This window comes from Lutibacter agarilyticus, assembly GCF_900188235.1.
GTDB lineage: Bacteria > Bacteroidota > Bacteroidia > Flavobacteriales > Flavobacteriaceae > Lutibacter > Lutibacter agarilyticus.
The window spans coordinates 151,989-164,264 of sequence record NZ_FZNT01000008.1 but is presented as its reverse complement, the minus strand read 5'-3'; the positions used below and the strand labels follow the sequence as shown (position 1 = coordinate 164,264).

The 12,276-nt window shown below is 31.0% G+C and carries 11 protein-coding genes; 6 read left to right on the top strand and 5 right to left on the bottom strand.

All coding sequences use genetic code 11. The features are described 5' to 3' along the window. Positions 1-3: 3 nt before the first annotated feature. The 3 genes from CHB67_RS13620 to tig all read left to right on the top strand — a co-directional run bounded on the left by CHB67_RS13620 (position 4) and on the right by tig (position 2,588). Positions 4-771, top strand: coding sequence for an alpha/beta fold hydrolase (locus CHB67_RS13620; RefSeq protein ID WP_089382338.1), 768 nt, complete (start codon positions 4-6; stop codon positions 769-771). Positions 772-822: 51 nt separating this feature from the next. Further along, complete coding sequence (locus CHB67_RS13615; protein WP_089382337.1) at positions 823-1,173, top strand: phage holin family protein; 351 nt, start codon at positions 823-825, stop codon at positions 1,171-1,173. A gap of 92 nt (positions 1,174-1,265) precedes the next feature. Further along, positions 1,266-2,588 (top strand): trigger factor, encoded by a 1,323-nt coding sequence (tig, locus tag CHB67_RS13610; protein ID WP_089382336.1) that lies wholly within the window; start codon positions 1,266-1,268, stop codon positions 2,586-2,588. A gap of 125 nt (positions 2,589-2,713) precedes the next feature. Here the strand turns inward: tig and CHB67_RS13605 are convergent, their stop codons facing one another. From CHB67_RS13605 to CHB67_RS13595, 3 genes are all read right to left on the bottom strand, one after another. After that, entirely contained in the window at positions 2,714-4,045 is a 1,332-nt protein-coding gene (locus tag CHB67_RS13605; RefSeq protein ID WP_089382335.1) for a DEAD/DEAH box helicase, read from the bottom strand. 62 nt (positions 4,046-4,107) lie between these two features. Beyond that, a complete protein-coding gene (locus CHB67_RS13600; protein ID WP_089382334.1) occupies positions 4,108-4,734 on the bottom strand; it encodes a class I SAM-dependent methyltransferase in 627 nt (208 codons plus the stop codon). 3 nt (positions 4,735-4,737) lie between these two features. Further along, entirely contained in the window at positions 4,738-6,336 is a 1,599-nt protein-coding gene (locus CHB67_RS13595; protein ID WP_089382333.1) for a M1 family metallopeptidase, read from the bottom strand. A 542-nt stretch (positions 6,337-6,878) separates the two neighbouring features. On the opposite strand from CHB67_RS13595, the gene clpP reads away from it, so the two are divergent. The 3 genes from clpP (at position 6,879) to dnaG (ending at position 11,063) form a co-directional block, all read left to right on the top strand. Further along, positions 6,879-7,538 (top strand): ATP-dependent Clp endopeptidase proteolytic subunit ClpP, encoded by a 660-nt coding sequence (gene clpP / locus CHB67_RS13590; RefSeq protein WP_089382332.1) that lies wholly within the window; start codon positions 6,879-6,881, stop codon positions 7,536-7,538. A gap of 40 nt (positions 7,539-7,578) precedes the next feature. Continuing rightward, a complete protein-coding gene (gene clpX / locus CHB67_RS13585) occupies positions 7,579-8,820 on the top strand; it encodes an ATP-dependent Clp protease ATP-binding subunit ClpX (protein ID WP_089382331.1) in 1,242 nt (413 codons plus the stop codon). A gap of 203 nt (positions 8,821-9,023) precedes the next feature. Further along, the gene (gene dnaG / locus CHB67_RS13580) at positions 9,024-11,063 is read left to right on the top strand and encodes a DNA primase (RefSeq protein WP_089382423.1); all 2,040 of its coding nucleotides are present in this window, start codon (positions 9,024-9,026) and stop codon (positions 11,061-11,063) included. A gap of 15 nt (positions 11,064-11,078) precedes the next feature. On the opposite strand, the gene CHB67_RS13575 is transcribed toward dnaG, so the two are convergent. Together CHB67_RS13575 and CHB67_RS13570 are read right to left on the bottom strand one after the other, a co-directional pair. Beyond that, a complete protein-coding gene (locus tag CHB67_RS13575; protein ID WP_089382330.1) occupies positions 11,079-11,690 on the bottom strand; it encodes a thioredoxin family protein in 612 nt (203 codons plus the stop codon). A 2-nt stretch (positions 11,691-11,692) separates the two neighbouring features. Beyond that, a complete protein-coding gene (locus CHB67_RS13570) occupies positions 11,693-12,235 on the bottom strand; it encodes a TlpA family protein disulfide reductase (protein ID WP_089382329.1) in 543 nt (180 codons plus the stop codon). Between the last annotated feature and the right edge of the window lie 41 nt (positions 12,236-12,276).

Genomic DNA, 12,276 nt, shown 5'->3' with positions numbered 1-12,276 from the left:
AAAGTGGAAGTTTTACATTCAACAATTGTAGGAAACGGAGCGCCATTACTTATTTTACATGGGTATTTTGGTATGAGCGATAACTGGCGCGGATTAGGAAATAAATTTGCAGAAAATTTTGAAGTTCATTTAATTGATCAGCGAAATCACGGAAGAAGTTTTCATTCAGACGATTTTGATTACGAATTGTTGGTTGAAGATTTACACTATTATATTAAAAGTCATAATTTATCAAAAGTACATCTTTTAGGCCATTCAATGGGAGGTAAGGTTGTTATGCTTTTTGCTGTAACGTATCCTGAAATGGTTGATAAATTAGTAGTTGCTGATATTTCACCTAAATATTACAAGCCACACCATCAACATATTTTAGCAGCACTAAACGCTGTGAATTTTTCAATACAAGATTCAAGAAAAAAAGTTGAAGATGTATTGAAAATTTATATTGAAGAGCCAGGAATATTACATTTTTTATTAAAAAATGTATACTGGAAAACAAAAGGCGAGTTAGCCTACCGTTTTAATATTCACAGTTTAACCGAAAATAATAGTGAAGTTGGTGAAGCCTTACCGTCGTTTACGCATTTTAACGGGCCAACGTTGTTTTTAAGAGGTGAAAATTCAAACTACATTACCAAAAATGAAGCCCCTTTAATTGAAGCGCATTTTTCAAATGCAAGTATTGTGACTGTCAAAAATGCAGGACATTGGTTGCACGCTGAAAATCCCGCTGATTTTTATGCTGAAGTTGTCACGTTTTTAAACAATTAAAAAATTGGCATAATTATAGTTAAATTTATAGTTCATTATAAATTTAAAAAGATGAAATTAATATTGAAAATATTACTTACAGCCGCAGCCGTAGTAATTTTAGCAAACATTTTACCAGGTATCCATGTACAAGATTATACAAGCGCTATATTTGTAGCTATTGTTTTAGGGGTGTTGCGTATTACAGTAAAACCGCTATTAATAATTTTTACGTTGCCAGTTACAGTACTTACCTTAGGACTGTTTTTACTAGTTATAAATGCTATTATTATCATGTTGGCAGGTAATTTTGTTAGTGGTTTTGTAGTTGATGGTTTTTGGTGGGCACTATTGTTTAGTTTATTATTATCCTTTCTTCAATCGGTTTTCTATTCGCTTTTAGGTGAAAATAAAGAAAATTAGTTGAATTTGAACGGATTAAATATTTGTCAGGTGAGCAAAAAATAGTAATTTTGCAGCCAATTTTGAATGATTTAAGATAAAAACAACATAAAATGAATATTACAAAAGAGAATGTTGATGCATTAAATGCAGTAGTAAAGGTTGAAATTTCAGCAGCTGATTATCAAGATAAAGTAGAGGCGATTTTAGTTGATCACCGTAAAAAAGCTGATATTCCTGGGTTTAGAAAAGGTCAGGTTCCTATGGGGATGATTAAAAAGCAGTACGGAAAATCTATTATGATTGATGAAGTAAATAAATTACTGCAAGATTCATTAAATAACTATTTAGTTGAAGAAAAATTAGATATTTTAGGAAATCCGTTACCTAGAATGCAAGAAGATTTTAATTGGGATGCAGATGATTTTGCATTTGAATTTGAATTAGGTTTAGTTCCTGAATTTGAAGTAAGTTTAGATGCTAAAAAGAAAATCACTAAATATGATATTATTGCTGATGATGAATTATTAACTAAAGAAGTTGAAAACATTCAAAAAAGATTTGGTAAAATTGTTCCTCAAGAAACTGTTGTTGAAGGTGTAGCAATTGCTGGTACATTTGTAAATGAAGAAAGAGAATTAGAGAAAAAATCAACAATTGAGTTAGATACAATCAAAGGAAAATCAAACCAAAAGTTATTTATTGGCGCAAAGGTTGGTGATGTTATTGAATTAACTACAAAAGGTTTATTTGATGATGATCATAAATTAATGGGCGCTTTAGGTTTATCTCACGATGAAATTCACGATTTAGACATTCCTGTATCTTTCACAATTGAAGAAATAAATGTTACTGAATTAGCGGAGGTTAATCAAGAATTATTTGATAAAGTTTTTGGACCTGATGTTGTAAAATCAGTAGAAGAATTAAAAGAAAAAATTAAAGAAGATGCTGAAAAGCAATTTCAATCTCAAGCAGACCAACAGTTATTAAACGCTGTTACTGAATATTTAGTTGAAAATACAAAGTTTGATTTACCTGCTGAATTTTTGAAAAAATGGATAGCTGTTGCTGGTGAAAAACCAATGACTCCTGAGCAAGCTTCTGAAGAGTACGAAAAATCTGAAAAAGGTTTACGTTACCAACTAATTGAAGGAAAAGTTTTAAAAGACAACGATATTAAATTAGACTTTCAAGAATTAAAAGACTTTGCGAAAGGTTTTGTAAAAGCTCAAATGGCTCAATATGGTCAATTAAATCCTGAAGAAAAAGAATTGGATGATATTGTACAACGTGTTTTAAGCAACCAAGAAGAAGCTAAACGTTTACAAGAGCAATTAGTAAGTCAAAAATTATTAACCTTTTACAAAGAAGCAATTACTTTTAAAGTAAAAGAAGTAAACTATGAAGGATTTGTAAAAGAAGTTTACAAATAAAAAATAGTATAAAATTAAAAAAGCTCCTTAAAGAAATTTAAGGAGTTTTTTTATGTCAATTTTTAAATACTTTTAGAACTCAAAGTGTTGATTGTTTGTAGTTATTGTAAACAAATAGAAACAATTTACTTTCGTTTTTGCCCTCTAGTTTTAGGTTTTTTATATTTTTTGGCAATTTCTCTTCGGTAAGAACCACCTAAATTTACACGGCTATTTTTCTCTTTTTTCTCGTGAAAAGCAGCGCCACTAGGTTCAGTAATTACTTTTTTCTTACCAGTTTTTTCTGGTTCTACTTTTGGCATTTCTTCGCCAATTAAATTTGTTGAAATTTCAATGTTCTCAGGTAAATCCAATACATCAATTTCGGTATTCATCATAAATTCAATTTCACCTAAATAATCAGCTTCTTCTTCAGTAAAAAATGAAATGGCTGTACCCTCTTGTTCAGCCCTACCAGTTCTACCAATTCTATGAATATAATTTTCAGGTTCTTTTGGAATGTCAAAATTTATAACGTGTGTTACATCGGTTAAATCCAATCCACGAGCAATAATATCCGTGGCAATTAATACTTTGAAAAAGCCCATTTCAAAGTGTTTTACCGAGCGTAAACGGTAATTTTGAGTTTTATTTGAATGAATTACATCGGTTTCACCTGGTAGTAAAATTTCTAATTCTTCGTATAAAATATTGGCTTGTTTTTTATTTTTCACAAACACTAAAACCTTGTTAAAGGTTTCTTTATCTTTTAATAATTCAACCAAAAAGTTGAGTTTGGTGTAAAAATTAGGAATTGGATATGCCAATTGCTTTATGGTATCTAACGGACTTCCGCTAGTTGCTATTTCAATTTTAGTTGGCGATTTAAAAAACTGACTTAAAATTGCGCTAACTTCATTGGTTAATGTTGCTGAAAACAAAATACTTTGACGGTTTTTTGGTAACAAGTCTAGCAAAGTAATAAGTTGCGGTCTAAAACCTAAATTCATCATTTCATCAACTTCATCAATTACCAATTTCTGAATTTGTTTCAACTTTAAAATACCATCTAAGGCTAAATCTAACAAACGACCAGGAGTAGCTACCAAAATATCCTGACCCTGATAAACTAACTGTTTTTGCTTGTTTAAATTTGTTCCACCGTACACACCAGCAAAACGCACATTAATATAAGGCGTTAAACTAGTTAATTCATCAACTACCTGCACCACCAACTCACGTGTTGGTACAATAATTAAAACACGTGGGTGTTTTTGTTCAGAATAACGTAGTTGCTTTAAAATAGGTAATAGGTACGCAAATGTTTTTCCGGTTCCGGTTTGTGCAATACCCACCATATCTTTACCGCTCATAATTTCAGGAAAAGCTTTTTCTTGAATAGGTGTTGGAGTGGTAAATCCCATTTCATTTAGGGCATCTAACAAGAATCGGTTCAAGTTTAAATCGGAAAAATTCATTACGTGTAGTTTTTTGCAAATATAAGCTTAAAACTTTTAGCAATCGTAATTTGTGTTTTTAATCAATTTTCAAAAATAATAAGCCTTTTTTTAACCGTAACTTTTGAGAAATTCAATTGTTTTGCTAGCCATTCAAGCGTTTTTTGCTTGTAAAAAATTACATGTGTTTCATCGTTCTTATAATACCAATTGTCAAAATTAATAGCTTCATTGTAAATATCGGTCATACAAAATAACTTTCCTTCTGAATTTAGTAGCGATTTTAATAGTTGAAATTCTTTTAACGGATTGTGAAAATGCTCAATTACTTCGCAACATACAATATAATCATAGGTAGTTTTTAAAGCATTTGAGTTATTGTCAAAAAACGGATCGTAAGTAGTTATGTTGTAAGCTTTGTCTCGTAATAATTTAGTAATAACAGGACCAGTTCCACAGCCAAAGTCTAGTCCTTTATGTGTGTTTTTAAAATCAGCAAGTATACCATCTACAATTGGGCTTACAAATTTTTGATAACCGGTATCATGCACATCGTTATTGTGTTCTTTATAGCGTTTAATTTCTTTGTCTTTTGAAACAAAATCAGCAGGATCCATATAAATGGCATCGCAATTTGTACACTTATAGTATTTGTAATTTAAAGTGCTAAAAATTATTGTTGAAGTTGATTTACAAAGATTGCAATGCATTTTTTAGTTTGCTAATTCAAATAATAACCAAGTGTTTGGGTCAAATTTCAGCTCTTTTACATCACCTTTAGTTTCAATAGAGTATGGTGTGTTTGAATAATCTACTTTAATAGTTTTAACTTCAGAAGTGCCATCTTCATAAATAAGTTCAACATCTAACGGGAATTCAAATATGCTTCCTTGCACTTGTTCAACCATAATTCGGATTCTTCCTTTAAAATAAATCCACTGCGTTTTAAGAACCGGGTGTCCTGGATTTTCTAACCATTGTTTAAAAAAGACATCTAAATTTTTTCCTGCGGAAGCAGCCATTACATTTTTAAAACCGTTGGTTGAAGCGCTTCTATACTTGTATTTGTTATAGTAAGCTTTAATTCCTTTGTAAAAAGCTTCATCCCCTAACTCTCTACGAAGCATATGTAACACCCAAGCACCTTTTTGGTAGGAATTTGGGTTTAAAAGCTGAAGGTAATCAGTTGTTTTGGTATCAACAACGGGTGTTTTTGTTGTTTCATAAAACTTAAGAACTCTCGCACGCTCTTGTTGCATTCTTTCTTGAAAAATACTGTCTCCTTTTGTTTCTTGAATATAAACATCAGTAAAATAAGTAGCAAAACCTTCACTTAACCAAACATGTGGCCAATCTATTTCTGAAGCCGAATTTCCAAACCATTGGTGTACAATTTCGTGAGCAATGGTATTGTCAAATTTTTGTTCGCCCGTAAAAGACGCTTCAGGATAAAAAACACAACTCGCATTTTCCATACCGCCATAACGTGTGGTTGATTGTACACTGGCTAATTTTTTAAAAGGATAATCGCCAAAAAGATTGATATAGAATTCAAGAATTTCTTTGGAGTTCGCTAAATCGTGAAATGCTTTTTCTTTGTTTTGTGCATACACCCAAGAAGTAACAGGAGTAATACTATCAATTACACCTAAGCTATCAATGGCGAAATTAGCAGCTCCTATTACCATTACTTTTGTAGGCAACGCTTTGCTGGTTTTCCAATGTGTTTTCTTTGTGTTTTCGTTTAAATCAATTTCCTCAATAAGTTCTCCATTCGCAATTACTTTATAATGTTTTGGAGCTGTAACTACATATTCAATGGTTGCTTTATCTGAAGGGTGATCTATACAAGGAAACCAATTTTGCGCTCTGTTTGGCCAGTTGTCGGCAAAAAAAGTGCGTTCTCCAAGCATATTTTTATCAATAATTAACCCATCAGCCGGAATCCCACTATATTTAATAGTATAGGTGTAAGTAAGGTTTGCAAAATTGTGCTTAGGGTAAATGGTTAATTTGTTATTGGTATGTTTAAAATCAACCGCCACTTTGTTTTGAAAAATAGAATCTACTTTCATTCCTTTTCCTGAAATTGAATCGTAGCTAACTAAATCTAAATAAAAAGAAGGAACACTTTTTCTGAATCTTAAATCAATTGCTATTTTAGCATCAATGGCATTGTTTTCATCATTTAATTCAATTGCTAAATTATAATGTTCAATATTTAAAATTTTTAAACGTTCTTTATATTGTTGTGCAAAAACAGTTGAGCTAATTACTAAAAATAAGAAAGTAATTTTTAGGGTTTTCTTCATTTTTTATTTTTTTATGAGGTTTCAAATATACCAAAAAAGACGAAAAGAAGTCTGTTTCTACAGTACTAACCGACTTTTTTAACTGAACTTAATAAATTTGCTTGTGGTATAAATATCAATTTTTAGGGTGTTTATGTTTAATTTTTATAGTTTTTCTTCAATAGAATTTAGGTTAAATGTTTGAAAACTTGTTAAAACGCTATTTTTTTCATGTTTTACCTTCAAAATATAAGTACATGTTTTGTTGTTAAAGTACTTTATTAAAATAGTTGTACCGTTTCATTTTCTGTGGAAGTACACAATACCAATGTTGGTATAATTTTGGTTTATTACACTGTAAAACAGTTGCTTATGTTTGCTTGGTTACTTGTTGCATATGTGGTAAAATTAAACAGCTATATTTTATTGCTCCCTAAAATGAACGTTACTAAAGTAACTTTAAAAGAATATAACTGTCATGTTGATACCGCTAAGTTGTTTATCCATATAATAATAAATAAATCTTCTTATCTTTACACCTTCTAATACTAAAAAACTGTTCAATGGATTACGGAAAAGAATTTAAAAAATTTGCTACAAAAGATCAAGGGATTAGTAGTATGCATTATGATAAAATAGTGAGTAGTGTTACTCCTTATATCATTGAAGAACGCCAATTAAATGTTGCGCAAATGGATGTGTTTTCTCGTTTAATGATGGATAGAATTATATTTTTAGGAACTGCTATTGATGATTATGTGGCTAATATTATTCAGGCACAATTATTATTTTTAGAAAGTGTTGATAATTCAAAAGATATTTCTATCTACATTAATTCTCCTGGTGGAGGCGTGTATGCAGGATTGGGTATCTACGATACCATGCAATTTATAAAGCCAGAAGTAGCTACAATTTGTACAGGTATGGCAGCATCTATGGGAGCTGTGTTAATGTGTGCTGGTGAAAAAGGAAAAAGATCGGCATTGCCACATTCTCGTATAATGATTCACCAACCTTTAGGTGGAGCACAAGGGCAAGCAAGTGATATTGAAATTACTGCACGTGAAATTTTAAAATTAAAAGAAGAATTGTATCAAATTATTTCTTCACACTCAGGTCAAACTATGGAAAAAGTACATGCTGATTCTGATCGTGATTACTGGATGAAAGCTGAAGAAGCAAAAACTTACGGTATGATTGATGAAGTGCTAAAGAGAAAATAATAAGTTAGTTAAACTAACACATAAAACTAAGAATTAAAGAATGGCGAAAGATGAAGTTTTAGAATGTTCGTTTTGTGGTAGAAAAAAACCAGAAACAGACTTATTGATTGCAGGTTTAGATGCGCATATTTGTGATAAGTGTATAGAACAAGCACACGGAATTGTTATTGAAGAAATTGCAGAAAGTAAATCCTCTTCATTAACTTCTGAATTAATTGTGCACAAACCAAAAGAAATTAAGGCTTTTTTAGATCAATATATGATTGGTCAAGATCAGGCAAAACGTGTAATGGCCGTAGCGGTTTATAACCATTATAAACGATTATTACAGCCTGAATCTAAAGATGAAGAAGAAATCGAAATTGAAAAAAGTAACATTGTTATAGTTGGTGAAACTGGAACCGGAAAAACATTAATTGCGCGTACAATTGCAAAAATGTTAAATGTGCCTTTTTGTATTGTTGATGCTACTGTTTTAACTGAAGCAGGTTATGTAGGTGAAGATGTTGAAACTATTTTAACACGTTTATTACAAGCTGCCGATTACGATGTAACAAAAGCGGAAAGAGGTATTGTTTTTATTGATGAAATTGATAAAATCGCTCGAAAAGGAGACAATCCTTCTATTACGCGTGATGTTTCAGGTGAAGGAGTACAACAAGCTTTATTAAAATTATTGGAAGGTTCTGTAGTAAATGTTCCGCCAAAAGGAGGAAGAAAACATCCTGATCAAAAATTTATTGAAGTAAATACCAAAAATGTATTGTTTATTGCTGGTGGAGCTTTTTCAGGTATTGATAAATTAATTGGAAAACGATTAAATCGTCAGGCAGTTGGTTACAGCGCTTCAATTAAAGAAGATAAGGTTGACGAAACTAACTTGTTACAATACATTATTCCAAGTGATTTAAAATCGTTTGGGTTAATTCCTGAAATTATTGGTCGTTTACCTGTGTTAACACATATGGATCCTTTAGATGCTGAAACATTAAGAGCTATTTTAACCGAACCAAAAAACTCTATTATCAAACAATATGAAAAGTTGTTTGAAATGGATGGTATCGATTTTAAAATTAATGAAAAAGCATTGAATTACATTGTAGATAAAGCGGTTGAATACAAATTAGGTGCCCGTGGTTTGCGTTCGCTTTGTGAAGCTATTTTAACTGATGCAATGTTTGAAATGCCAGGGTCTGATGAAAATACATTAGAAATTACAGAGAAATATGCTGAAGATAAAATTAACAAATCAACGTTGAAAAAGTTAAAAGCAGTTTCGTAATTTCACGAATATTTATTAAAAAAAGCGATCTAAAAAAGAAATTTTCGTCATTCTGAATTTATTTCAGAAACGCATTAAATAATTCTATTTGATGTAGCACCTAAAAAAGTTTGGGTAGACGTTTTTCTGAATTTTTAGATGGCTTTTTTTTGGCTATTTTTGTATTTTTACAACCCTTAAAAAATAATACCAATTACTATATTTTGATATCCAGAACTACCATAGATCAAATATTTGAAACTGCTCGTGTTGAGGAGGTTATTGGAGATTTTGTTCAATTAAAAAAATCAGGAAGCAGCTTTAAAGGGCTCAGTCCTTTTTCTGATGAGCGAACACCTTCATTTATGGTGTCTCCGGTAAAAGGTATTTGGAAAGATTTTAGTACTGGAAAAGGCGGGAATTCCGTTTCATTTTTAATGGAACATGAGCATTATTCGTACCCAGAAGCACTTCGATATTTAGCAAAAAAATACAATATTGAAATTGATGAAATTGAACAGACCGACGAGCAAAAGCAGCATGCCAATGAAAAGGAAAGTATGTTTTTGGTGTCGGAATATGCACGAGATTATTTTCATCAAACCTTATTAGAAAGTGAACAGGGAAAAGCAATTGGTTTAAGTTATTTTAAAGAAAGAGGTTTTACCGATGAAACCATCAAAAAATTTCAGTTAGGATATTGTTTAAATGAATGGCAAGCTTTTACTACTGAAGCGTTAAATAAAGGTTACAATCTTAAGTATTTAGAATCTACTGGACTTTCAATTGTAAAACAAGATTTGTTAACTGAAAGTGGTACAAAACAATTCGACAGGTTTAAAGGCCGTGTAATGTTTCCTATTCATAGTATGAGTGGGAGAGTGCTAGGTTTTGGTGGTAGAATTTTAACCAACGATAAAAAAGCAGCTAAATATTTAAACTCACCAGATAGTGATATTTACCATAAAAGCAACGTGTTGTATGGTATTCATTATGCAAAGCAAACCATTGCTAAAGAAGATAATTGCTTTTTAGTTGAAGGATATACTGATGTGATTTCAATGTATCAAAAAGGAATTCACAATGTGGTTTCTTCCTCAGGTACTGCTTTAACTGAGAATCAAATACGTTTGGTAAATAGACTTACCAAAAATATTACCATTCTTTTTGATGGTGATGCTGCAGGTATTAGAGCTTCTATTCGTGGGATAGATTTGATTTTAGAACAGGGAATGAACGTGAGGGTTTTAATGTTTCCTGATGGTGATGATCCTGACAGTTTTGCCAAAAAAGTTTCTACTGAAGAATTGAAAAATTACTTGGCAAATAATTCACAAGACTTTATCAATTTTAAGGTTTCTTTATTAATGGAAGACGCCAAAAATGATCCTGTTAAAAAAGCGGGATTGATTAGAGATATTGTGATTAGTATTTCTAAAATTCCAGATAGAATTCAGCAAGAAGTTTATGTGCAGGAGTGTTCCCGAATTATGGATATTTCTGAAAGTGTGTTGTTTAATGAGTTAGCGCAGTTAAATAAAAAACAACAACGAGAGATTTCAAAACCAAAGCCATCAAGAAGCGCTCCAACTTCAACTAATAACCTACAGCAAGATCCTAATGAGCCTCCTTTAGATGTATTGTACCCAGAAATGGTACAGTTGCATAATACACCTGAACTTCAAAAAGTAAATGAACTTACCAAGTATGAACGTGAAATAATAAGAATTTTATTATTACACGGAAATAAAGAAACAGAGTTTGAAGATTTTATTGTTGGTGAAGAGGTTGATGCTAATGAAGTAGAATCTTTAAAAAAAGAGTATTTCAAAAATCTTGTTTCCAAAGAAATTTATTTAAACCTACAAGAAGATGAGGTTGAATTTACCGATGCCATTTTTAAACAAGTGTATTATGAAATTATAATGCAGTTAAATCAAAGTGAAAATATCTCAGTAAATTCATTGGTAAATAACCCAAATCCTGAAATTTCTAATTTGGTTACTAGTATTTTAATGGATGATGAAAAGCATGTGTTAAGTGATTGGGCTAGAAAAGAAGTGGTTATAAAAAGTGTAGATAAAGATCTTCCTAAAATGGTTTTAGATGCTATTTATAATTTACGAAGAGTGCTTATTGAACAAAAAATACAATCGTTAATTACTGATACAGAAAATACTGAGCGACAACAATTATTGGAAACTATTATGAACTACACTGAACTAAAAAAACTGTTATGCGTTCGTTTAAATAGAATAGTGTAGCTCAATTAAGTGTGCTTATTTTTTTATAGAACAACCTATTGCTTTTGTATAATCAATAGCTGGTTTTTTACCTTCTAATAAAGCATCAACGGCATTTTCAACATACTTTTCAGTTACTGCAGTTGCATCATGTGAATTATTGTCAATAGCACCAATATAGGCTACTTTTAAGTCGTTATTTTCTTTCTTCAGTAAAAATACATGTGGCGTTCTTGTAGCTCCATATTGCGGGAATATTTTTTGCCCATCGTCAAATAAATAAGGGAACGTAAAGCCTTTGTCTTTTGCTCTTTGTTGCATAGAAACAAAATCATCTCCTTTTGAAATTGCTGGATTATTTGGGTTAATAGCAATTACCGGATACCCTTTTGATTTATATTTTTTATCTAAATCAATAATGCGATCTTCATAAGCAACAGAATACGGACAATGGTTACAGGTGAAAATAACAATAAACCCTTTTGCATTGTCATAATCTGCAAGTGAAACCATTTTGTTGTCAATATTTTTTAAACTGAAGTCCGTAGCTGTATCTCCGATTTTATAGCCTTCAGAAGTGTTTTTTAAAGTAAATGCTGTTATGGTAGCAAATGCAATTAATACCAAACTTAATTTAAGTGTTTTCATAATTAGTTAGTTTTTAAAAATTTAGTTAATTCAGTTTCTAGTGTGCTGTAATCAAAAGATTGTTCGTAAAATTTGCGTTTATTTTTGGTGTAAATTACCGTTGCCGGAATAGCACCCGACCATTCAGAACTTACTTTTGGAATCCAAGTATTTTGATCAGGATCTCCCATTAAAACTACTTTTCCTTTTAAGTGATTTTTTTCAATAAAAGGAAGTACTCTACTTTCTAGTTGATTTGGAAAATCTAAGCTTACCAAAACCAATACTACATGTTTATCTTTGTAGGTTTCGTATAATTTTTCAAATGCAGGTAATTCTTCAACGCAAGGTTTACACCAAGTAGCCCAAAAATTAATAATATAGGTTTTGTCGTCGTTTTTGGTTAAAATGGCTTCAAGACCATTGTAATCAATAATTTCAATATCAATGTTTGTTGTTGAAATTTCTTTAACAGGCTTTTTAGATTCAGTTGTTGAACTTTTAGGCTCTGATTTACAGCACGTAAATGTTAGTGCAAGTAGCAGTATTGTTAAATTTTTAATCATAGGTTTAAATATACTTAAACTAAATTATGATGAAAAAATAT